Raw genomic sequence first — 22,455 nt, forward strand, 5'->3', positions numbered from 1 at the left:
CGGGTTTCGGATGTGACGGCCAACATCAGGCCGACTTGAGCATCTCCCGCACCACATAGTGCAGAATGCCGCCGTGCTTGAAGTACACCGCCTCATTGGCGGTATCAATCCGTGATTTCAGATCACAGGTTTGGGTGGAGCCGTCCTTGTATTTCACGGTCATTTTCAGGGTCTGGCCGGTTTCGATTTCCCCGGACAGTCCTTCAATACTGATGGTTTCCTCACCGGTCAGCTTCAGGCTCTTGCGATCCGTTCCTTCGGGAAACTGCAGAGGCATTACGCCCATGCCAATCAGATTGGAGCGATGAATCCGCTCGTAGGATTCGGCCACCACAGCGCGTACACCCAGCAAGCGGGTGCCCTTTGCGGCCCAATCCCGACTTGAGCCGGTGCCGTATTCCTTGCCGGCAATAACCACCAGGGGCGTATTCTGCTCCTGGTACTTCATGGCTGCATCGTAGATCGGCATCTGTTCGCCAGTGGGCACGAATTTGGTGTAACCCCCTTCCACGCCGTCCAGCATTTCGTTCCTGATGCGCACGTTGGCAAAGGTGCCGCGCATCATCACTTCGTGGTTACCACGGCGGGAACCGTAGGAGTTGAAATCCTTGGGCTCGACACCGTTTTCCTGCAGGTACTTCCCTGCCGGAGAATCCGGCTTGAAGGAACCGGCCGGGGAGATATGGTCAGTGGTCACTGAATCCCCCAGCATCGCGAGAATATTCGCGTCCTTGATGTCCTCAATGGCGTCCGGCTCTTCCTTCAGGCCTTTGAAGAAAGGCGGATGCTGGATATACGTGGACTTGTCGGACCACTCGTACACCTTGCTTTCCGGCACCTTGATGGCCTGCCAGGTTTCATCGCCGTCGAACACCGCGGCGTATTCCTTGTGGAACATGTCGGTCTTGACCTTCTCGACCGCTTCGGCGATTTCCTGCTGGCTGGGCCAGAGGTCTTTCAGGTAGACCGGGTTGCCGTCTTTGTCCGTGCCCAGAGGATCCTTGGACAGGTCGATGCGGACGTTACCCGCCAGCGCAAAGGCCACCACCAGGGGCGGTGACGCCAGCCAGTTGGTTTTCACGTTGGGGTGCACCCGGCCCTCGAAGTTGCGGTTACCGGACAGCACCGAGGCGACCGTCAGGTTGCCATCGTTGATGGCTTTTTCCACCTCGTCCGGCAGGGGGCCGGAGTTACCGATGCAGGTGGTGCAGCCGTAGCCCACCAGGTTGAAGCCGAGCTTGTCCAGATCATCCTGGAAGCCGCCGACCCGCAAGTAATCCGTCACCACCTTGGAGCCGGGCGCCAGTGAGGTTTTGACCCAGGGTTTGGTGTTCAGACCCTTTGCCACCGCTTTCTGGGCAATCAGGCCGGCGGCCATCATCACGCTGGGATTGGAGGTGTTGGTGCAGGACGTAATCGCGGCGATCACCACTGCACCCGGGTCCAGCCGGGTTTTCTGGCCTTTCATTTCCAGCGGCTGGCTGGCGGCATGCTCGTAACTTTTTTCAATGCCGACCGCAGTCTGCCCGCCTTCTGATGACAGCTCGCCCTCTCTAGAGGTGGCCGGGCCTTCTGCGGTTTCCATCAACAGCTCGAATGAGGATTTCATATCCCGAAGTGCAACCCGGTCCTGAGGGCGCTTGGGCCCGGCAAGGCTGGCTTCCACATCATCCATATTCAGTTCCAGGGAATCGGTGTACACCGGTTCATGGCCGGGCTCGCGCCACAGGCCCTGGGCTTTGGCATAAGCCTCCACAAGCTCCAGCTGTTCTTCCTCACGGCCGGTCAGGCGCATGTAATCTATGGTCTGCTCGTCTACCGGGAAGAAGCCGCAAGTGGCGCCATACTCGGGCGCCATATTGGCCAGGGTCGCCCGATCAGCTACCGGCATTTCTTTCAGGCCGTCGCCGTAGAATTCAACAAACTTGCCCACCACGCCTTTCTTGCGCAGCATTTCGGTGACAGTGAGCACCAGATCGGTGGCGGTGATGCCTTCGCGCAGCTTGCCGGTCATCTTGAAGCCGACCACTTCGGGAATCAGCATTGAGACGGGCTGCCCCAACATGGCCGCTTCGGCCTCGATGCCGCCAACGCCCCAACCCAGAATGCCCAGGCCGTTGATCATGGTGGTGTGGGAGTCGGTGCCTACCAGGGTGTCCGGATAGGCGATGTTTTTGCCCTCGATTTCCTTCTGCCACACGGTTTTGCCCAGGTATTCCAGGTTCACCTGGTGACAGATGCCAGTACCTGGCGGCACCACGCGGAAGTTATCAAACGCCTGCTGGCCCCAGCGCAGGAACTCGTAGCGTTCCTCGTTGCGGTCCATCTCGATGTCGACGTTATCCCGGAACGAGCTGGGATCACCGTATTTGTCCACCATCACCGAGTGGTCAATCACCAGGTCCACCGGCGACAGCGGGTTGATCATGGCGGGGTCTTTGCCCGCTTCCTCCACCGCTGCGCGCATGGCGGCCAGATCAACCACGCCCGGCACACCAGTGAAATCCTGCATCAGTACCCGCGCCGGGCGGAACTGGATTTCGGTGTCCGAGCGCCGGTCTTTCATCCACTGCACCATGGCGTCGATGTGCTTGCGCTCGACGGTCGTGTCGTCTTCGTTGCGCAGCAGGTTTTCCATCAGAACTTTGAGTGAAAACGGCAGCCGGTTCAGATCACCCAGGGTTTCTGCAGCCTTTGGCAAGCTGTAGTAATGAAAAGTCTTACCACCAGCGTCGAGGCTGGACAAGGTACCGAGACTGTCTTTGCTGAGAGTGGGCTTCGACATGGGATGCCTCCTGTGATTTCTTCCGTTCCTACAACTATTGCACCGAATGATGAGAGTTCAACTACAGGCGGTGAATGTTCGTTATAGGTAGAATGAATGGCGGTCAGGCCTGGCGATCACCGTATAGCTGCGCATACAGACCCTGACGGGCAATGAGTTCGTCGTGATGCCCTTCTTCACTAATATACCCGTCTTCGAAAACATAGACACGGTCTGCCTGTTTTACCGCGCTCAGCCGGTGCGCAATAATCAGGGTTGTGCGCTGGCTCAGGAAGGCTTCCAGATCCTTGTGCAGCTGATATTCCGTTTCCGCGTCCAGGGCGGAAGTGGCTTCATCCAGAATCACCACCGACGGGTCCGACAGTACCATGCGCGCAATGGCCAGGCGCTGGCGCTGGCCGCCGGAGAGGCGCACGCCCTGTCGGCCGATCATGGTGTCCAGGCCATCCGGCATATCCGCGACGGTCTGGTCCAGTTGAGCAATCGCAAGAGCCTGCCAAAGGGCTTCGTCGCCCTTCTGACGGCCGAGCGTCAAATTCTGACGGACGGTGTCGTTGAACAGCGCGGGATGCTGAAGCACCGTGGCCACATGCTCCCGCAGGCAGGGCAAACCGATGCGCTGTACCGGCACGCCGCCGAGCAGTATCTCCCCCTGCTGGGGCGTGTAGAGCCCCAGAATCACCTGCACCAGCGTGGACTTGCCGCCGCCACTGGCGCCGACAACGGCAACTTTCTCGCCAGCCCTGACGTGCAGATCAATGCCGTTTAGCACCGATTCCTCGCCGTAGCTGAAATGGATATTCCGCAGTTCCAGATCCACCGTGTGCTTATCGCGAAACGGGTTTTCCAGGGCGGGATAGCGCGGTTCCTCTTTCAGGTCCAGCAGCCGGTTGATCCGGCCAAGCGCGGCGTTGGCGGCGAACCAGGCGTACTGCATATTCAGCATTTCCTGAACCGGCGTCAGCATGAACCAGAGATAGCCGAAAATGGCGAACATCATGCCGATGCTCAGATCACTGAGCAGCACCGTGACCATGGCCGCCGCCCGGAAGGTGTCTACCCCGAATTGAAACAGCGCAAAACTGGCCCGACTGGCCGCGTCGCTACGCCATTCGAACTGGACAGCATGATCACGCACTACCCGGGCCCGGGATACCAGGTGCTGGAGGTAATGGCCTTCCCGGTTGGCGGCGCGAAGCTGATGGATAGCATCGAGGGTTTCGGTCAGGTCGCCCTGGAAATCTTCATAGGCGCTGTTCTCCTGGCGTTTGAGCTCTTTTACCCGTTTGCTGATCAGCATGGTCAGGAAAATCACCAGTGGGTTGAACAGCAGTATCAGAAGCCCTAGTTGCCAGTGTACCCAGACCAGCACGCAGGCCGTGCCGGTGACGGTCAGGCTGGCGACAATGAAGCGGCTGATGGTGGTGCCCAGAAACTGGTCGATGGTGTCCAGATCGGTGATGAAGTGGCTGGTAATGCCACCGGAGCCCCGGGTTTCATATTCCGACATGGCAACCCGGCGAAGGCGCCCCAGTAGCCGGGATCGAATGCGGAACACCACGTCCTTGGAGATCTTTGAGAACTCCCGGGATTGCAGCACGTTGAAGCTGAGAGCCAGCAAACGCAGTAAAAACGCCGCAAGCACCATCAGGCTGATGTAGACAACAGGCGTGTGCCAGGCTTCGGGAAGAAACGCCTGCATGAAGGGCAGCACCGGGCCGGACTCATCCAGCAGCACTTCATCAACCAGTACCGGAAGCAACAGCGGAATCGGGACGCTGACAGCCGTCGCCAGGATCGCCAGCAGATTGGCCCTGACCAACCTTGGCTTGTGCTTAAGGGCCAGCGATAGAATACTTCGCCAGGTGTATGGCTGTTCTGTTTCGCCAGCAGCCTGGTCCCGGGGTCTGCTCTGTTCTGTTGCCTGTTCCAAACAGCCTCCTGTTCATAAAGTCAGGCGGAAAGATACGACGGCCATCCCGCAGCGGACCGCTGGTGGCTGGTGACCGGGCCTGCCATCTGCCATCATTGCAGTTCAGGACCCAAAGACCCATTCGAGCCGGACCCACTGTGAAACACGATTGCGATTACCACCCGGGCGACCCCGCAAAATGGCATTGCGGCGAGTGCCAGATCCACTTCTGTTCCCGCTGCATGCCCGATGCAGACCAGCGTAAACAGCACGCCCTGTGCCCGAAATGCAGTCGCGCCATGCGTTACCTTGGGGCGGCGACCGAAGCCGTACCTTTCTGGAACCGGATCGGCGCCTTTTTCCGATATCCGTTCCACACTGACCCGCTTCTGGTTATTGCCATCTGCACCCTGGTGCCACTACTGATCACCAACAGTATTGTAGGGCTGATTGTCTGGCTGGTGCTGGCCATTGCCCTGCTGAAATATACCTACGCGGTGATCAATCACACCGCTGAGGGGCATATGAAACCGCCCCCGGTGTCGGTTGCCTTCAGCGGCAGCGGCTTCGACATTGTCATTCTCCAGCTACTGGTCTTCATCCTGATGTTTGCGCTGGTCAGCGCCGCCATGATGGTCGGCGGGCCAGTGCTGATGCTGGTTGTTCTGGCGCTGGTGGTGCTCGCCCTGCCCGCGAGCGTCATGGTGCTGGCGATGGAGCATTCGGTGGCTGCCGCCGTCAACCCGATGAACCTTGCGGTGCTGATCTCCCGCATCGGCAGCCCTTATTTTCTGCTTTACGGCTATCTGATTCTGCTGTCCGTTGCTTCCGGCGCTGCCCAGGAATTTGCCTTCAACCACTTCGCACCGCAGATGGCCAACATCGTGGCAGGCTTCCTCAACAGTACCTTTACGCTGATGCTGTTTCACATGCTGGGCTATCTGTTATTCCAGTACCAGGAAGAGCTGGGCTTTGCCAGCGATCATCAGGATGAAGAAAGCGTGGCTGAGATGCAGGGACGGGACCGCACCCACCGGTTTGACGCTGATATCGACATGAACCTGAAAGACGGCAATTACGACCGGGTACAGTCGATGCTGAAGGAAAGCCTGAAACGTGACCCATCGAATGCTCACAGGCTGGAACAGCTTCACGCTCTGCTGAGCGCCCGCAACGACCAACAAGAGTTATACCGCTACCACCCGCGCCTGCTGACCATGCTGGCCGACCGGAACGATGGCGACACCATGGCCGGGCTGCTAACAACCCTTGAAAAAGTGGAGCCCGGTTTCCGGCTGGACGATCCCCAGCTTGCGGTACACTGCGCCCAAACACTCTACCATCGCGGCCAGTTCAAACCCGCGCTGAAACTGCTACAGGATTTCCACAAGCGCTTCCCGGAAAGCGAAAGCCTGCCACAGGCCTATCTGACTGCTGCCCAGGCCCTGGCCAATGGCCTTGGGCAATGGGAGAAGGCGACAGCGTTTCTGACCTTTGTCAAAAAACGATGCGGGAACCACCCGCTGCACGAACAGATTGATGTTTATCTTCAGCAGGCGCAGAACCGGGAGCCATTGAAAGGACCAAAAGCCTCGTTCAGCGTTGAATGATTCAACGTCAGACCCCGTTAGCCATCAACTGCCGGTAATGACGGGCTTTCGGGGTTACCTGGCGCTTCTCGAACTCCTCTGCCAGCAGTCGGCACGCTTCCCCCGCCAGGGCTTTGTCGCCAGCACTGCGAAGGCGCTCAAAAGCCCGTTCGGCAGATTTGAGGTCATCGTTCTTCAGGCAGGTAAACAGAACCCGGTTGTGGTCCTCAGGGTCCAGTGGGGCGTGGCTCTCACCTGCCTTCATGTATTCGGCCCACACTTCAATGGTGCGCTCCGGCTGGCGCCGGGTCAGTGATTCGTTCATCAGTTCCCGGGCGTAGTCGCGATAGGCCGGCAGGTCCGGGCGCAACCGGGACAGCTTGTAAAGGTGTTCCAGCAGTACCGTGCGGTCCGGGTAATGCGCCCGCAGCGCCTCGAACTGGCGCCGGGCCAGGTCAAATTCCATCCGGCCCAGGCTGGCCATGGCCTGGGCATAGCCGGTGGTGAAGCGTTCGTCCTGCTCGGTTTCCGCGGGTTCGTAAAATTCCTCTTTGACCTGCAGCCAGCTTCTGCCCAGTAGCCACACCAGCCCCGCGCCGGCCACCAGGCCACCGGCATGGGCCATATAGGCAATACCGGTAGCACCGGCAAACCAGTAGTCATAGATTTCCTTGCCCAGCCAGACCGGCAGCATGGCCAGCGCGGGGGCGCGGAAATAGTTGAAATACACCCCCACGAAGTAGAAAAACCGTATCTTCTGCAGACCGTAAATGGCGACATACATGCCCATCAGACCGGAGATCGAACCCGAAGCGCCTACCAGCGGCACCGCACTGCCCAGTGAGAAAGCGGTAAACACCAACCCGGAAACCGCACCGCAGAACAGGTAGGCCATCAGAAAACGGGCGCTGCCCAGCGCTTTTTCGACGGTAAAGCCCAGCAGGAACAGAAAAACCAGGTTACCGATCAGGTGCCCCCAGCCGCCATGCAGGAACTGGTAGGTGATCAGGGTGTACAGGGAGAGTTCAGCGGGAATCAGCCCCAACTGGTTGCTGCTCAACTGGTCAACGTACTGTTGCTGAATCTGGCTGCGCTGCTCGGTCCACGCCTGTCGCTGTGCTGGCGCCCAGATTACATCGCGGTTACTGAGAAGATACTGGTAAAACTCGGCATCAAAGAGCAGAGTGACCGCAATCCAGCCCTGTTCGTTCTGTTCCTGCAGGGCATTGAAGTCCTGCAATCTGGAAACCAGGTCGTCCTGGCCGTCCAGGCGGATCTTCCGTTGCAGGTAATCCTCGTAGGCCGGGGCTTCAAGGGACTGCAGATCGGCTTCAAGGTAAGCCTCGATTGCTTCGCCATACAGCCGCTCGTCGTCGCTCTGGTAAAACACGAACATCAGGAAGCAGGCAAGCATCAGCCCCAGGGTCATCCAGGGAGGGCGCTTCCAGTTAATGGCATTTTCAGCAGGGATCAGCAGCATGGGTTGTCACAATTCATCATTATTCGCCTCAGCAGAACAGCTTTTTACCACAGCATGGCCTGTTTTTCGCGGTGTAATAAATATGAAGCGAAAGCGTAAGAACATTGGGCGCTCCGACACACTAACCGGACAGACCCCATAATCTTTCGACCAATCGCTTATTGCGGTTGTCCCGGGCAGCACTAATGATGCCCGGGACAATAAGAAGAACAGCCTGAGTCTTAAAGGAATTTACCATGACTGTACTTGTACTTGATCACCCGGAACTGATGTCGCGAACCGGCTTTGCGGCGGGCATGGATATGCCAGCAAGCGAGTTACCTGATACCGGCACTGATAGCCTCCCGAAACGTCCGCATCGCCTGCGCTTTCATTACGGATTCAACCAGCACCGCCTGAACCCGGAAGATCAGGCTCTGCTCCGCCAGCATGCACTCTGGCTCAAGCACAACCCGGGGGCCTGTGTTCACATTCACGGCCACGCGGATGTGTTCGGTGTTGGGGAATACAACGAGTTTCTATCAAGACTCAGGGCCAGCAGCGCGGCCAAACTGATGTTGAACGAAGGCGCCAGGGAAAATCAGATTGTCATCAGCGGCTGGGGCAGCGAACGGCCACTGGCCAGGCCCGAAGACCACGCCGCCAACCGGCGCCTTGAACTGCAATACCTGAACATGGATATGGCACAGGCCCTGTAAAACGGGCCCGTACAGACTCTAGCCGTAAACCTGATAAACGTTCCAGATCAGTAAGACGGCCAGGACCACAATGGCGAGCCACGTCAGCAGAATGCCGACCATGCGCGCCATGTGGGGCCCGCCACGACCATTCACCATGCCGAATGCATGCAGCAGGCGCCCAACCACAAAGCCCAGACCCGTCCAATAGATCCAGGTGCCGGACACCCCATTCAATTCGGCTATTGCCAGCATGATCAGACCAGTGGGGGCGTATTCCACCAGATTGGCCTGGGCGCGGACCGCGGCCTGAAAATCAATATCCTCGCTCACCCCAAGCCCCTGTTTGAACTTCAGGCGGTAGCGGACAACAAGCAGGGAAAGAACCAGCAGCAACAGCCCGAGGGCCGCTGCAAATACAGCAGTAACAGGAACGATCATTATCAGGCCTTCTTGATAGCGCTCACCACAGCAAGCAGAAGTACCGCACCAACCGTCGCGGTTACCAACTCACCCACTGCGCCCTGCGCAGCCAGCCCGAGCAGGCGGAACACGAAACCGCCCAGAACAGAACCGACAATACCGATACCGATATTGGCCAGCACGCCAAAGCCCCGACCTTTCATGATCAGTCCCGCAAGCCAGCCTGCGACACCGCCAATAATCAGAAACAGAATCAGATTCATAGCCTTCCCCCTTGAGTGACCAGCAAAGACTGCCCGTTTTCAGACCCCGCATCAAGCTATTCAGCCCGCCCTTGCGTGTTATCGGGCGGCCGGAGAGATGGAGTCGATGGTTGCTGCCATGGCGTCATGGCATTCACGGATCAGCCGGGGAATGTCGTCGGCGGTGAGCCCGGCGGTCTCAACAGGCGGCAGCACGTGAATAGCAACGGGCTCCCGGCGACCGCTCCAGCCGATGGTTTTGTCCTGGTACTGGCTGACACACACCATGGTGATCGGAGCCCCGGCGGCTACCGCGGTATGAAAGGCGCCTTTTTTGAACGCCTGCAAACCGCGACCTCGGCTGCGGGTGCCTTCCGGAAAAACCCAGAGGCTCTTTCGTTCTTTACTGATGGCGTTAGCAGTCGCGCGCATAACAGCAACGGCCTTGTTGGAGCGGCTACGGTCAATAATGACATTACCACCAAGCCAGAAGACCTGGCCAAAAAAGGGCACCCAGATCAGCGCTTTCTTGCCAACCGTGACGGTACGTGGGGGCAACAGCCCTCCCAGCATGAACAGATCGTCATTGTGCTGATGGTTGGCAATGACCACGGTGGGCCTGTCCCGTGGAATATTCTCTCTGCCGGTGACCGTGCACTGCATCCCCAGCAGGGCACGGCCGACCCGGGATATGACCCACGCCAGATAACGATTGTTATCGGGGTTAAAGGGGCGCACAAGATAAAACAGGAGACCGAACAGGCAGATCACCAGAACGCTCAACCAGGCCAGAAATTTCCTCAGCAATCCCATTAGATTCTTTCCACCAGACTCTACCCTGCCGCAGTTTCAGGCGCACAAGTGTACGCAATTTTCAGCGTTCGACAACTGCCGCCACCAGCTCTTCAGGGACGGCCTTTGCCTCTACCACATAGCGTAGTGGGCCATTCGCCTCCAGGCCATTAAAGGGATAGCAGGTGACCAGAAGCAACGCATCCCTGGGCAGCGCACTGGTGTTGATCTGTTCAAAACGGCTGTCTACCACCCGGGTGTCGGTCACCCGGAAACGACGCCACTGCCCATCACGGCTCTGCAGTTCCAGTGAGCTGCCAGGGCCCAGATGTCTGAGATGGCTGAAATGCGTGTCCCGGTGACCGGCGATGACGGTTGGCCCGGCATTCATCTGGTCGCCAAACACCTGGCCAGGCCCGAAGGCCAGGCTTTCACCGTGGGCGCCGTCGAGCACGATCAGGGACTGCAGGCTATCGCTCTGGAAATTAAGCCGCGCTACAGGCCAGGTGTCCGCCCAGGGCCAGGGACGAACCTGCATCTGCCGCGCCTGGGTTTCGGCCCAGGCCAGTGCCAGCAGTTCCTGGGCGACCAGAGCCTTGAATGGAATCCACAGGCCAAACGCCAGAACGGTAAACGATAAAACGGTGACCAACAGACCAAGGTGTTTCATGGGCAAACCCTCCTCTTCAGCAGAGTGATGGCTGCGCCAAACACCAGCCCCAGAAGCCCCAGCGCCTGCAGGAGTGGCGCCACGGTGGCAGTTTGCGGGTAGCGCAGCATGCCCGCGTCGGAACCGGCAGGCAGCAAGGTGGGGACGTTGTCCGAGGCCAGCAACGAATCCACCGGCCTGGACGGCGTTTTATCCACCGCCAGAAAGCTGGTGTAGGGGGTTATTAACTGGTGCTGAATACCCAGGTCGGTCACCTTTTCTTTGGTCTGATCCTGGCCGTCTTCACTCTGATCCCTGCCCAGTGTGCGCGCATCCAGTAGGCCATCAATTTTCTGCCGGGCCCAAACCCGATGCAGCCCCTTGCCACTGGCCGCCTGTTCCAGATCGAGCGACTGCTGCCAGACACTGCCATTCGGCAGGCGCCCGGATACCCGCACTTCCCCCTGCGCGGCCTGGCCGCGAACCACCTGAATCATCGGCTCGCCGCGGAACAGATCGCCGATACGTTGAGGCTGTGCGCTCTGATTGGCGCCAGCGTCCGGCCAGTCCACCTGAATATCAGTGAGCACCGCCGACTGCATCTTGCCGAACAGCTCGTCCAGCGGCCGTTCGACGTCCGAGGTGCTGTTGATCGAGGTATAGGTGCCCCGGCCAAAACGGGCGGCTTCGCGCATGAAGTGCATATTGGGGGCAGACCCAATGCCCACGGTGAACAGCCGGGTGTCTCCCAGTTGCTGCTTGATGCGCTGGAACAGCGCTGACTCGTTACCAACCGATCCATCGGTGATGAACACCACCTGCCGCAGGCGCTGCACACCGTCGGCGGTTTCAGAACCGCGACGGTTCAGGGCGGCGTCCAGCGCTGGCGCCATTTCGGTGCCGCCATCCGCTGCCAGATTGCCCACATAGCGGCGGGCACGGGCCAGGTAGTTGCCGTCGGCAGGCACCGGGTCAATGAACAGGGAGGCGGTCTGGCTGTTGAACTGGATGACATTGAAGGTGTCGTCCGGACCCAGGGTTTCCAGCCCGCGTAGCAACGATTGGGTTGCCTGGCGTATGGATTCCCCCGCCATGGAGCCGGATGTGTCGATCACAAACACAAGCTCCCGAGCTACCTGCTGCTGGGTCTCCAGACCCGGAATCATCATCGCCATCAGATAGTTTTCCCCCTGCCACTGCTCCTGAAAGACTGCGGCAGAAGGGGCCATGCCCCGTGTCGGCGCCCAGCGCACGATCAGGTCACGGTCCATGCTGAAGTGCCCGTTTTCGGCTTTTACCTCCACGGTATTGCCATTCCAGGTGTTGGTCAGCCGATGACTGGGGCTGCTGACGCGGCTCACCGGCAGGCCGGCTCTGATACTCATGGACACGGTTGCCTGATGACTACCAGGCCCCAGATCCTGTGGCAATACCGTGTACGGACTGATTTGATCCGCGTCTGGTACGTCGGTGGTAGGCATTGCCCATCCGCTCTGCCAGCTTTTCGGGCCGTCGTGAACGATTTCACCCGGCATGTAACGTGGCGTGATGGTGGTGGGAATGCGCAGGTCGAATTCGCCGGACTGGTAGCGCACCGGTTGCTGATAGCTGAGCTCAATGGCTATGGATTCCCCCGGCGGAATGTTGGCGAGGTGGGTGGTAAACAGGTTGGGACGCTGCTGGTCCACCCGGGCCACTTTGCGGCCCTCACTCTTGGCCGTGTCATACTCTTTCTTGGCCACCGACTTTTCCCGGATTTCGCCGACAATGCGACGTTCACCGGAGGTCATAGTCATGCCGTAAACGCTGGCCTTTTCCGGCAGCGGGAAAACGTACACCGCTTCCCGCCATTGCTGGCTGGTGTTCTGGAAGGTCTGCTTCAGTTCTACATCCGCCACCAGGCCAGTCACTTTCACCTGATAGTCGGCATTCATCAGGGTCGCCGATTCCAGATGGCGACCCTGGTCGTCCACAAACCTCAGTTCGCCCGCGTTCTCACGACCAGACTCGGAAGCCTCCGCATAGAGTGGATGCACAAACAGCAACAGCAGCACCGCCAGCCAGAGCGAAATCCCCTCCATGATCCGGCGCGCATGCCTTGATGAAATCCCTGGTGCAGGTCTGGACCGTCCTGATAATGAGTATGTTGGCAACATGGATTCAGTTCCTTATTGAGCCAGAAAACGAATGCTCGGATGCAAGAGCGACTGTTTGCTATTTCAACGTCAGGAAAGGACCATCCGGTGCCAGAAACGGGCAGATTGCCCGATGAATAATGATGAATTGTGGCGAAGGGGCTGGTTGCCCTTGTTCTGGCACCGCACCGTGGTTAAATGGAGCCTGTCATCAAAAGAGGTCAGCCAGGGGTTATGAAACGTCATATCGTGCTAATCGAAGATGAACCGGCGATTCGGGAAAACTACCGGGATGCGTTCGAACGTCGGGGTTATCAGGTCTCCGCCTACGGCGACCGCAGCAGTGCCTACCAGGCCATGCGCACCCGGCTGCCGGATCTGGCCATTATCGATGTGGGCCTGGGCGACGAGCCGGAAGGTGGCTTTACCCTGTGTCAGGACCTGCGCCAGCTGTCCCCCACCCTGCCCATCATCTTCCTGACCGCCAGGGACAGCGACATCGATTCGGTACACGGGCTACGCCTGGGGGCTGACGATTACGTCACCAAGGACATGAGCCTGGACCACCTGTTGGCACGGGTGACCGCCCTGCTCCGGCGGGCCGACGCCTGGGCCGAGGCGCTGAAGCAGCCGGACGAAGTACTGAATCGTGGCCGCCTGACATTGAACGTGGACCGCATGACCGCCCACTGGGACAACCAGGCCATCGAACTGACCGTCACCGAATTCTGGATGCTGCATTCCCTGGTGCAGCACCCCGGCCATGTGCGCAGCCGTGACCAGCTGATGGACGCCGCCAGCACTGTGCTGGACGACAACACCGTGACTTCCCACATCAAGCGCATTCGCCGGAAATTCCAGGGCGTGGACAGTGATTTCGATGGCATTCACACCGCCTATGGCATGGGTTACCGCTGGAACGCCCATGAGGCCTGATTCGTGACCCTCAAGCGCCAGCTTTTTATCGCCAGCCTGCTGATGCTGATCATCCCCTGGGCAGGCCTGCAGTTTGTTCTGGAACTGGACACCGCCCTGCGCCAACAGGCAGCCACCGGGCTCGAGCAGCAGGCTGGCAAACTGGCCAACCTGATCGATAACCAGGCCAGCGTGCTGGACCGCCAACCGGCCCCCGGACCAGTGACCTATGCCCCGACCCTTAACCGCCCCCTGAATCTGGATGGCTTCGGTTATGACTGGCCCGACTATGACGAAGAGCATGACCACCAGCCCTGGCAGGGAACGGCAAGCCTACCCGGTGATGGCACCCTGAACTGGCGGGTGGCCGTGCAGGGTGGAAATCTTTACCTGCTGGTCCGCATTTACAACCGCAGACAGCATATTTACGACCCCTCACGGCCAGGCCGGCCTTTCGATGAGCTGCAGATTTTTCTGGAACAAGAGCAAGGCGTTATCGAACGGCGCCTGCCCAGCACCGGCCGGGGCAATGTAAACGCCCTTATTCCCGGCCTGGACGGCGAACGGGACTACCGTATCCGCGGAAAATGGGAATCTGCGAGCAACGATGGCCACCAGCTGGAACTGCTTCTGCCTCGCCCCGACCAGGGCGCTGTCTTTGGCTTTCGCCTGACCGGCCCAAAGAATATCGGGACCGACCAGGCAGGGGAGGCAAATCCGGTGTTGTATGAATACACTCATTCCCGGCTGATCAGCCGTATTGCCTCACTGGAACAGACACTTGAACAGTTGATTGCCCCCGGCCAGAACGCCTGGATTCTGGAACCGGAAGGCTGGGTAATCGCCCGGCAGACCCAGCCGCCCACCCGGGAGATTCCCGACTTTGACAGCCTGACACCAGTGCAGATTCTCGAGCGCATCAGCCTGAATGGCCTGCGGGCACTGGTCAGAGCCTACCAGCCTGACCCGGTTCTGATTCGCGACCAGGCGCGCCAGTTCGCGCCCGGTGACCTGCCCAGCCAGGGCCTGGTGCGACACGACAACGGCGACCTTTATCTGCTGGCGACCGAACGCCTGGCCAATGGCCGCACATTGGTGCTTGAAGAATCCCTGGACCAGATGCTGACGCTCTCCGGCAGCACCCTGGGCTCGGTGATCGCCCGCAGTTCGCTGCTGCTGGTAGGCCTGATGCTGGTGCTGCTTGGGTACGCCAGCTGGCTGTCCTGGCGCATTACCCGGCTGCAAAGAGCCGTCAGCGCCAGCATTGACGAAGACGGCCGCCTGCTGCGAACCCTGCCACCGGTCAAGGCCAAAGACGAGCTTGGCGACCTTTCACGCCAGTTCACCCACCTGACTGAACGGCTACATGGCTACACCCACTACCTGGAAAGCTTTTCCCAACGCCTGTCCCACGAACTTAAAACCCCAATCGCTGTGGTGCGCTCGTCCCTGGAAAACCTGAGCCAGAGCACCCGCGAGGAAGACCGGGACAACTACCTGGCCCGGGCAAAAGCCGCCACCGACCGCCTGAGCCAGATACTGCATGGCATGAGCGAGGCCGCTCGCCTGGAACAGAGCCTGGACCACGCGGAAAAAGAAGCCTTTGATCTGGCGGATGTGTGCGCCCAGACCACCCAGGCTTACCAGAGCCTGGCCCCGGATTTCCGGGTTTGTTACCAGGGCCCGCAGGAAGGCGTTCGCTACAATGGTTCACCGGAGCTGCTGGTGCAGTTGCTGGACAAGCTGGTGGATAACGCCCGGGACTTTACGCCGGAGAGCGGCCTGATCGAGGTCAGCCTGCGAAGGGATGGCAAATACCTTTTGCTGAGTGTGTTCAACGAAGGCTCGGCGCTGCCGGAAGAACTGGCCAAAGACATCTTCAGCCCATTCGTATCCGTTCGCTCCTCCAGCCACGAAGGCCATCTGGGCCAGGGACTGCTGATCGCCCGGCTGATTGCCGAGCATCACGGCGGCAGAATTCAGGCGGCGAATGAAAACGGCGGTGTGCGGTTCACGGTTGCCCTACCTGAGTCTTAAACCACAGGTCGTGTTTTCAGCAATGGCGTCAGCCGCTAAGGTTACCGTTACACGCTGCAAATCGCCCGCCGCGCCCCGAGGAAAGGACATTGAACCCGCCACCGCTCAAGCTCGATTTTCACCCGCTTAGGGAATCGCTGTATAACGAACTCCACGCCCGGCCTTTTCAGGTTCTGCCCTGCCCGTCACAGGTATCCCATCTTGCGGTGCTGACCACACCGGAGCAACGCAACGCGCAATTCCATCACTGGCAGGAACTGCACGCCCAGCTGGGCCAGCCCATTCCCCATCAGGATGACAGCTGCTTCGAGGCCACCTTCGGTGATCTGCGAATCCGCCGTGAACTGCACATGGAGTTTACCTCCTACACCTTCATCCATCTGGGTGCCTCACAAGGCCATCAGCCGTTCCAGCAGACCGGCCTGGCGGGCCTTCCGGAGGGCTGGCTTGAGCGGCTGACTGGCACCGTGGTGGCGGCCTTCCATCTGGACCTGCAACCGGTTAATGCCAGTCAGGAACCTGAGCCTGGCGCCATCCGCAGGCATTTTGACGGCGAGCGTCTGGTCGGCAGCCGGCCAGCAGAGGGCAAGGCCCAGGTCTGGAGCTCATTCAAGCTTCATGGGGACGGATTCGGGCGCTTCATGATCATCAACAGCGGCCTGTCTGACAGCCAGCTGGGGCGGCTGACCCAGCGTTTGATGGAACTGGAAACCTATCGCCTGATGTCACTGCTAGCCCTTCCGGAAGCCCGGGACATGACGCCGGACCTGAACGAGATGGACCACACCCTGGCAAGGATCACCGATTCACTGACGGACGACGCCACCGTGGACGAACAGAAAGTGCTTGCCCGTTTGACGGATATGGCTGCCCGCATCGAGGCTTTTCGAGCCCACTCCACCTTTCGTTTCTCCGCCACCCGGGCCTATCATCAACTGGTATTGGCGCGACTGGCCGTGCTGCGGGAAGACGAGCTGTCTGGCCATCTGACCATTCGGGAATTCATGAACCGCCGACTGACCCCCGCGGTGGAAACCTGCGAATCCGTCAGCGAGCGGCTGGACGACCTGTCCCGCCGGGTAGGTCGGGCATCCGACATGATGCGGGCCCGGGTGGAAGTGGCGATTCAGAGCCAGAACCAGCAGCTATTGGCGTCCATGAACCAGCGCTCGAAAGTGCAGTTGATGATGCAGCATACGGTGGAAAGTTTTTCAGTGGTGGTGATTTCCTACTATCTGATCGCCCTAATGCGCATGGCCATGGACGTGGCACAAGAGGCGGGCTTCGACTTCAACAAGCCCCTGCTGCTGGGGCTGGCAATTCCCACCACTCTGGGGCTGGTTTATCTAACGGTGCGATCCATCCGCCAGCGGTTTCTGAAACTTGCCGAACGGGACCAGGGGTGATCAGCTCCCGGTCACAAACCTAGCTGAAAGAACCCGCAAACTGACGATAGAACTGCTGGGCAGTACGCCCATTGCGAACCCCCTTGGCTGTGGCAAAGCGGACCGCCTCTTCATGTAGCTTGGCTCGATCACGGACATCGGGAAACAGGGAATCTACCGTCTGCAGATAGGTGTCCTGGGGAAAGGGATAGAACGACAGCTGCAACCCGAAACGGTCCGCCAGGGACACCTGCTCTTCAATGGCCTCGGCGGGATGCAGTTCGCCGTCCTTGACCTGGCTTTGCAGGTTATCGGACATGAATTCCGGCATCAGATGGCGGCGATTGGAGGTGGCATAGACCCGGACGTTCTCCGGCGGCAGTTCCAGCGAGCCTTCCAGAATACTTTTCAGCGCCTTGTAACCGGATTCACCCACATCAAAAGACAGGTCATCGCAGAAAATCACAAACCGAAACGGCAGGTCGCAGAGATCATCCACGATCTCCGGCAGCGTCACCAGGTCGTCCTTGTCCACCTCGATCATCCGCAGGCCCTGATCTTTATAGCGGTTCAGCAACGCCTTGATCAGCGACGATTTACCCGTGCCACGAGAGCCCCACAGCAGAGCATTATTGGAAGGCTGCCCGGCCAAGAAACGCTCGGTGTTTCGGGCCAGGGCATCCCGCTGGCGGTCAATGCCTTTCAGGCTGTCCCACTGCACCGGGTCAAGCCGGCGTATGGCCCGAAGGCCGAAACGATGACGACGCCAGACAGCTGCCGCAGTCGAGGCCCAGTTGATGGTTTCAGGTTCCGCCATGGCTTCAGCCCTCCGACTTCGTTGCCAGGAAAACCGTGTTGGTGGATTCCCTGTTCTGGAAAGGATTGTAGAAAGACACCACCCTGGCTTCCACATCCACGAACAGCTCCCGCAGGGTGTCCATAAAAGGCTCATCCGGCGGATCGTTGGACCACATGGCGAAGACCCCGCCGTCCTTAAGGAAACGGGCCATCCTGCCCAGGCTTTCGGTGGTATAAAAACTGGCGTTGGATTCGTTCAGCAGTGCACGGGGGGAGTGATCAATATCGAGAAGAATGGCGTCGAACAGGCGGCCCGGCGATTGCGTATCAAACCCGCCGCGTGACACCGCCAGATCAAAAAAACTGCCCAGCACATAGCGGCAGCGCGGGTCTGCGTTCAACACCTGGCCCAGGGGCACTTTTTCCTGCTCATGCCATTGAATCACCGCATCCAGAGCATCCACCACCAGCAGTTCATTCACCCGGTCATGGCGCAGCGCGGCGTCGGCGGTATAACCCAGGCCAAGGCCGCCCACCACCACATCCAGTGACTCGCCGGCAGCCCGCTCAATACCCAGGTCCGCCAGGGCGACTTCCGCATCCACGAACATACTGGACATCAGGAACTCATCGCCCAGCTTTACCTCGAAAATATCCCGGTCACCCAGGGCCGGAATACGACGGCGCCGGAGGGTAATTTCCCCCAGCGCCGACGGCTGGCTGTCAATCTGCTCGAACATCAGTCCCATGGGGTTTCTCCGAATTTGCGTTCGGGGAGTTTAGCATGGGACCCGCTGATCAGAACTGGAAGCGCACGCCTACGCGCCCGGTGTCGAAATCCGGGCCGTCATTGGAGATCTGGCCGTTGAAATCGTCCTCATCGATATCGACGTTGTAGCGGTTATATTCCGCGAAGGCCGTGAGCTGATGAGTTACCCGGAAATCAACGCCGGCACCGACGAAGGGATTAACCTCGTCATAAGTCTCGCTTTCGTTGAACGCATCCACATCGAACGATGAGGCAAAGGCGCCGGCTTTGGCATAAATGCCAAAGGTGTCCGTCAACGGAAGGCGTGCGCGCAGGCCAAGGGAGGTGCCTTTCAGCTTGCCATCGACATCGTCGTCACCGAAGTTGCCGAAATCGATGTACTCCGCTTCCAGGGCAAAGAACTCGTTGAACTGATAACCCAGGCCAAGGCCGTACAGGTCGTTGTCGTCATCGAATTCGCCGCCGTGGGATTTATAGCCACCGTAACTACCGCTGATATAGACGCCGGAGCTATCCCGGGACGTATTGTCCTGCGCCCAGACTACAGGGGCCGCAAACATGGCTGAAGCCAGAACCGAAGCACAGGCGATACCAGATTTGTAAGTCATAACATTCATCCTTGTAGGGTCGATCTACGGATCAACCGGCAAAGCTTTATGCCGATTACCTGTTATCAGGCTAACGGCATACAGGGATAATGTTCATTAAATGAGCAATACCATCTGGTCATGTGTTTTTCATGCCACTGTGATTCATTCACCAATACAAGAGTAACTTCTGGTTCAATCCGCTGTTCCAGCGCGTTTTTCTGATCCTCACGATGGCGTATAATTTCTTTCGGGCGAAACCATCGGAACCCCTGATCGCGACTACATCACCTAAGGACGGGTAATCACAATGGCAGTAGTAGGCATTGACCTTGGCACCACCAACAGTCTGGTGAGTGTCTGGCAGGACGGCGCAAGCCGTGTCATTCCAAATTCCCTCGGCGAGCTGCTGACCCCATCAGTAGTCAGCGTTGATGACCGCGACATGGTTCTGGTCGGCCGCGCGGCCAAGGATCGGCTGGTATCCCACCCGCAACTGACGGCCTCCCAGTTCAAACGACTGATGGGCACCCAGGAGAAAGTTACCCTGGGGCGCCGCACATTTTCGCCAGAAGAACTTTCCGCGCTGGTTCTCAAACAGCTAGTGGCCGACGCCGAAAATCACCTTGGAGAGACAGTCGACGAAGCCATCATCAGTGTGCCCGCCTATTTCAACAACAACCAGCGGACAGCCACCCTGCACGCTGCCCAGCTGGCGGGTCTGCATGTGGAGCGACTGATCAACGAACCCACCGCGGCCGCACTGGCCTACGGCATTCAGGAGGCCGAGGACGAACGCAACTTCATTGTAGTGGACCTGGGTGGCGGTACCCTGGATGTCTCCATTCTCGAAAAATTTGATGATCTGCTGGAAGTACATGCCACCAGCGGTGACAGCTTCCTGGGGGGCGAAGATTTCACTTTCGCAATGGTCGGCGCGGTTTGCGAAAAACTTTCCATGGATATGCAGGCACTGCCCCCCGAGGAGCGGGCCCACCTGTATCGCCTATGCGACCAGGCCAAAAAAGCGCTGGGGGACCAGCCAGCAGTGGAAATTGCGGCCAAGCTGGGAGGCGCAGAACACCGGGTCCATTTCAGCCGGGAAGATTTCAGCCAATGCTCCGCAGAACTTCTGGAGCGCATCCGGGCTCCGCTGGAACGCGCGGTAAAGGACTCTGGCATGAACCGGAGTGAATTCCACGACGTGATCCTGGTAGGCGGCGCATCACGGATGCCACTGGTAAAAAACTTCGTTGTTCGGCTATTCGGGCGAATACCTTCCGCTACCATCGACCCAGACCTGGTCGTGGCCATGGGCGCGGCGGTACAAGCCGCCCTGAAAGAACGCAACCAGGCCCTGAAGGACACCGTACTGACCGATGTCTGCCCTTTTTCCCTGGGCATCGAAACGGCCCAGAAGTCAGAACAGGGACATAGGGGAGGCTTCTTTGCCGTGCTTATTCCCCGTAACACGGTGGTTCCCGCCAGTCGTGTCGACACTTTCTGTACCACTGGTGATTACCAGACCTCTCTGAAAATCATGGTTTATCAAGGCGAACATCGACTGGTAAAGAACAACGTTCACATCGGCGAACTCAGTGTCCGGGTACCCCGGGCGCCGGCCGGAAAGGAAGCCGCGGATGTCCGGTTTACCTATAACATCAACGGTCTGCTTGAGGTGCAGGTCGACGTGGTAAGCACCGGGGTAAGGGAAACTCTCGTCATCCAGAATACCAGTAATAACCTGGGCGATGCCGAATTGACGCAGTTGCTCGAGAACATGCAAGCGCTCAAGTTCCACCCGCGGGAGGACAGTGCCAACATCGCCGTAATGAACGAAGCGGAGCGCATGTGGTCCGAGGCCCTTGGCGACGAGCGGGACTACATCGAGCAAATCGTTCGCTATCTGGAAAATGCCCTGGACTCCCAGGACCCTCAGCGCGCAGCGGAAGCCCGAAGCCTGGTCGCCGAAAAGCTGAACGAACTCAAGGCCCAGAAAGGACGATGGTAAATCCCTGGCAGCTACTGGGCGTCGAGCCCGGCAGTGATCGCAAAACCATCAAGCGGGCCTATACCCGACTGATCAAGGATGTTCATCCGGAGGAGCGTCCGGATGATTTCATGCAACTGCGTGAAGCCTATGAATGGGCGCTGAAAACACTGGAATCGCCGTCTACGCCAATGGTGTTTTCACCTGAGGATAAAACCGCCAGAACTGAGCCGCTGGATTTTTCCGGCTGGGGCAATGCATTCGATCATGAAACTGCGGATAACCGCGAAGCCTCTACTACCATCAGAGACTCCCGCCCGGAAAATGACCCCGGACCCGCTCCAAAAGCTGAGACCATTAACGATGACTTGGCTACCGAGGGTGACACGCGAAGTGCCTGGGACCAGCCACCGCCAATCCAGGTAGCGGATGACTTCGAGGATCGACAGCAGCAACTGAACCAGTTGATTCTCGCTATCTCACACCTGCTGGAGAACCTGGATCTGCGCAACAACCTGGCTCACTGGGAACCTTTGCTTACCGGGCCGGAGCTGGACGATTTCCAGTTAGCCTCGGCGGTCAGTCACTGGTTGCTCGCAGAAGTGGTTCGCATCCTGCAGTCCGGAAGTGACCAGTGCCCTCTGGAACCCGCACTGATCGCCCGACTCAACCACCGCTTTCACTGGCTTACCGATCACAGGAATATACCGATCTCTGATGACAAGGCATTCCGGCTGAGCCTGTTAATAGAAGCGGCCGATCAGCAGCTTGCGGGCACCCGCGCCCGGTTCGGGTGGCGCTGGCTAGCCCATACGCTGCTTTCACTTTCGGGGCGAATTTCGCGGATCGAATGCCTGCTTGGACTGGCAACCCTCCTGGGTGCCGTACTGATGACCGCAGCATTGAGCGGCGGCATGCCAGGCTCGGACGGAAACATAGTGACTCTGATGACGACAGCACTACTGATGCTCTACTGCCTCATCTGTCTGATGATCAAACGCACCAGGGATGTCGGCATCAACCCGGCGTTGGCCATCACGGTGGGTATAATCTTCCCGGCCGTCTGGATCTTCTACCTTCTGGGCGCCCCGAAGCACAACGAAAAAGTGAAAGACCCCCGCCTGAAATTCTCACCAGCCTACGAACGCGCCTATCGCGAGTACTTTGCGGCCCATCGAAAACGAGAACTGGTGGCAAGCCTGACCGAACGCTTTTCCCGCATACATTCAGGTGTTTACCTGACCATCGCCGTGCTTTGGATCGGCGGGTTCCTGTTACTAAAGGCCTGAT

General features: G+C 58.8%; 18 protein-coding genes. 7 read left to right on the forward strand and 11 right to left on the reverse strand.

Translation table 11 applies throughout. The annotated features are described in order from the left end of the window. Nucleotides 1–25: 25 nt before the first annotated feature. On the reverse strand, nucleotides 26–2,785 hold the full coding sequence (acnA, locus tag E5Q11_RS13960) for an aconitate hydratase AcnA (RefSeq protein ID WP_135804057.1): 2,760 nt from the start codon (nucleotides 2,783–2,785) through the stop codon (nucleotides 26–28). Between the two features lie 103 nt (nucleotides 2,786–2,888). After that, nucleotides 2,889–4,640, reverse strand: a complete 1,752-nt coding sequence (locus tag E5Q11_RS13965; RefSeq protein WP_225314933.1) for an ABC transporter ATP-binding protein — start codon at nucleotides 4,638–4,640, stop codon at nucleotides 2,889–2,891. A gap of 215 nt (nucleotides 4,641–4,855) precedes the next feature. On the opposite strand from E5Q11_RS13965, the gene E5Q11_RS13970 reads away from it, so the two are divergent. Then, on the forward strand, nucleotides 4,856–6,307 hold the full coding sequence (locus tag E5Q11_RS13970) for a B-box zinc finger protein (RefSeq protein WP_168215665.1): 1,452 nt from the start codon (nucleotides 4,856–4,858) through the stop codon (nucleotides 6,305–6,307). A gap of 7 nt (nucleotides 6,308–6,314) precedes the next feature. Here E5Q11_RS13970 and E5Q11_RS13975 read toward each other — a convergent pair whose 3' ends face one another. Then, on the reverse strand, nucleotides 6,315–7,766 hold the full coding sequence (locus E5Q11_RS13975) for a rhomboid family intramembrane serine protease (protein WP_135804059.1): 1,452 nt from the start codon (nucleotides 7,764–7,766) through the stop codon (nucleotides 6,315–6,317). A 236-nt stretch (nucleotides 7,767–8,002) separates the two neighbouring features. Between E5Q11_RS13975 and E5Q11_RS13980 the strand changes: the two genes are divergently transcribed. Next, the gene (locus E5Q11_RS13980; RefSeq protein ID WP_135804060.1) at nucleotides 8,003–8,464 is read left to right on the forward strand and encodes an OmpA family protein; all 462 of its coding nucleotides are present in this window, start codon (nucleotides 8,003–8,005) and stop codon (nucleotides 8,462–8,464) included. An 18-nt stretch (nucleotides 8,465–8,482) separates the two neighbouring features. Here the strand turns inward: E5Q11_RS13980 and E5Q11_RS13985 are convergent, their stop codons facing one another. The 5 genes from E5Q11_RS13985 to E5Q11_RS14005 form a co-directional block, all read right to left on the reverse strand. Further along, on the reverse strand, nucleotides 8,483–8,884 hold the full coding sequence (locus tag E5Q11_RS13985) for an MAPEG family protein (protein ID WP_135804061.1): 402 nt from the start codon (nucleotides 8,882–8,884) through the stop codon (nucleotides 8,483–8,485). 2 nt (nucleotides 8,885–8,886) lie between these two features. After that, a complete protein-coding gene (locus E5Q11_RS13990) occupies nucleotides 8,887–9,129 on the reverse strand; it encodes a GlsB/YeaQ/YmgE family stress response membrane protein (protein WP_135804062.1) in 243 nt (80 codons plus the stop codon). Between the two features lie 78 nt (nucleotides 9,130–9,207). Next, nucleotides 9,208–9,921: a lysophospholipid acyltransferase family protein gene (locus E5Q11_RS13995; RefSeq protein ID WP_135804063.1), complete on the reverse strand. Its 714-nt coding sequence runs from the start codon at nucleotides 9,919–9,921 to the stop codon at nucleotides 9,208–9,210. Nucleotides 9,922–9,982: 61 nt separating this feature from the next. After that, nucleotides 9,983–10,570, reverse strand: coding sequence for a class GN sortase (locus tag E5Q11_RS14000; protein ID WP_135804064.1), 588 nt, complete (start codon nucleotides 10,568–10,570; stop codon nucleotides 9,983–9,985). Further along, nucleotides 10,567–12,630 carry a marine proteobacterial sortase target protein gene (locus tag E5Q11_RS14005; RefSeq protein ID WP_135804065.1) on the reverse strand — a complete coding sequence of 688 codons (2,064 nt, stop codon included), beginning with the start codon at nucleotides 12,628–12,630 and terminating at the stop codon, nucleotides 10,567–10,569. The genes E5Q11_RS14000 and E5Q11_RS14005 overlap by 4 nt, the downstream gene beginning before the upstream one ends. A 288-nt stretch (nucleotides 12,631–12,918) precedes the next feature. Here E5Q11_RS14005 and pdsR point away from each other — a divergent pair, with 288 nt between their 5' ends. From pdsR to E5Q11_RS14020, 3 genes are all read left to right on the forward strand, one after another. Then, the gene (gene pdsR, locus E5Q11_RS14010) at nucleotides 12,919–13,620 is read left to right on the forward strand and encodes a proteobacterial dedicated sortase system response regulator (protein ID WP_135804066.1); all 702 of its coding nucleotides are present in this window, start codon (nucleotides 12,919–12,921) and stop codon (nucleotides 13,618–13,620) included. 3 nt (nucleotides 13,621–13,623) lie between these two features. Continuing rightward, nucleotides 13,624–15,636, forward strand: coding sequence for an ATP-binding protein (locus E5Q11_RS14015; RefSeq protein WP_135804067.1), 2,013 nt, complete (start codon nucleotides 13,624–13,626; stop codon nucleotides 15,634–15,636). Nucleotides 15,637–15,725: 89 nt separating this feature from the next. Then, nucleotides 15,726–17,042, forward strand: coding sequence for a DUF3422 family protein (locus E5Q11_RS14020; protein WP_135804068.1), 1,317 nt, complete (start codon nucleotides 15,726–15,728; stop codon nucleotides 17,040–17,042). Between the two features lie 19 nt (nucleotides 17,043–17,061). Here the strand turns inward: E5Q11_RS14020 and E5Q11_RS14025 are convergent, their stop codons facing one another. Genes E5Q11_RS14025 through E5Q11_RS14035 form a run of 3 tightly spaced genes read right to left on the reverse strand, consistent with a single transcriptional unit; the run spans nucleotide 17,062 to nucleotide 19,196 of the window. Then, nucleotides 17,062–17,838 (reverse strand): ATP-binding protein, encoded by a 777-nt coding sequence (locus E5Q11_RS14025; RefSeq protein WP_135804069.1) that lies wholly within the window; start codon nucleotides 17,836–17,838, stop codon nucleotides 17,062–17,064. 4 nt (nucleotides 17,839–17,842) lie between these two features. Beyond that, entirely contained in the window at nucleotides 17,843–18,568 is a 726-nt protein-coding gene (locus tag E5Q11_RS14030; RefSeq protein WP_135804070.1) for a polyamine aminopropyltransferase, read from the reverse strand. A 49-nt stretch (nucleotides 18,569–18,617) separates the two neighbouring features. Next, a complete protein-coding gene (locus E5Q11_RS14035; protein ID WP_135804071.1) occupies nucleotides 18,618–19,196 on the reverse strand; it encodes an outer membrane protein in 579 nt (192 codons plus the stop codon). Nucleotides 19,197–19,485: 289 nt separating this feature from the next. On the opposite strand from E5Q11_RS14035, the gene E5Q11_RS14040 reads away from it, so the two are divergent. Continuing rightward, nucleotides 19,486–21,186, forward strand: coding sequence for a molecular chaperone HscC (locus E5Q11_RS14040; RefSeq protein ID WP_135804072.1), 1,701 nt, complete (start codon nucleotides 19,486–19,488; stop codon nucleotides 21,184–21,186). After that, complete coding sequence (locus tag E5Q11_RS14045) at nucleotides 21,180–22,454, forward strand: J domain-containing protein (protein ID WP_135804073.1); 1,275 nt, start codon at nucleotides 21,180–21,182, stop codon at nucleotides 22,452–22,454. Before E5Q11_RS14040 ends, E5Q11_RS14045 begins: the two co-directional genes overlap by 7 nt. Nucleotide 22,455 lies beyond the last annotated feature (1 nt).

It is taken from the genome of Marinobacter confluentis (genome assembly GCF_004785685.1).
Taxonomy (GTDB): domain Bacteria; phylum Pseudomonadota; class Gammaproteobacteria; order Pseudomonadales; family Oleiphilaceae; genus Marinobacter; species Marinobacter confluentis.

Coding starts and splice junctions, on each gene's coding strand:
- acnA (WP_135804057.1), bottom strand. CDS start 2,785: ATGTCGAAGCCCACTCTCAGCAAAGACAGTCTCGGTACCTTGTCCAGC.
- E5Q11_RS13975 (WP_135804059.1), bottom strand. CDS start 7,766: ATGCTGCTGATCCCTGCTGAAAATGCCATTAACTGGAAGCGCCCTCCC.
- E5Q11_RS13980 (WP_135804060.1), top strand. CDS start 8,003: ATGACTGTACTTGTACTTGATCACCCGGAACTGATGTCGCGAACCGGC.
- E5Q11_RS13985 (WP_135804061.1), bottom strand. CDS start 8,884: ATGATCGTTCCTGTTACTGCTGTATTTGCAGCGGCCCTCGGGCTGTTG.
- E5Q11_RS13990 (WP_135804062.1), bottom strand. CDS start 9,129: ATGAATCTGATTCTGTTTCTGATTATTGGCGGTGTCGCAGGCTGGCTT.
- E5Q11_RS13995 (WP_135804063.1), bottom strand. CDS start 9,921: ATGGGATTGCTGAGGAAATTTCTGGCCTGGTTGAGCGTTCTGGTGATC.
- E5Q11_RS14000 (WP_135804064.1), bottom strand. CDS start 10,570: ATGAAACACCTTGGTCTGTTGGTCACCGTTTTATCGTTTACCGTTCTG.
- E5Q11_RS14005 (WP_135804065.1), bottom strand. CDS start 12,630: ATGGAGGGGATTTCGCTCTGGCTGGCGGTGCTGCTGTTGCTGTTTGTG.
- pdsR (WP_135804066.1), top strand. CDS start 12,919: ATGAAACGTCATATCGTGCTAATCGAAGATGAACCGGCGATTCGGGAA.
- E5Q11_RS14025 (WP_135804069.1), bottom strand. CDS start 17,838: ATGGCGGAACCTGAAACCATCAACTGGGCCTCGACTGCGGCAGCTGTC.
- E5Q11_RS14030 (WP_135804070.1), bottom strand. CDS start 18,568: ATGGGACTGATGTTCGAGCAGATTGACAGCCAGCCGTCGGCGCTGGGG.
- E5Q11_RS14035 (WP_135804071.1), bottom strand. CDS start 19,196: ATGACTTACAAATCTGGTATCGCCTGTGCTTCGGTTCTGGCTTCAGCC.
- E5Q11_RS14040 (WP_135804072.1), top strand. CDS start 19,486: ATGGCAGTAGTAGGCATTGACCTTGGCACCACCAACAGTCTGGTGAGT.
- E5Q11_RS14045 (WP_135804073.1), top strand. CDS start 21,180: ATGGTAAATCCCTGGCAGCTACTGGGCGTCGAGCCCGGCAGTGATCGC.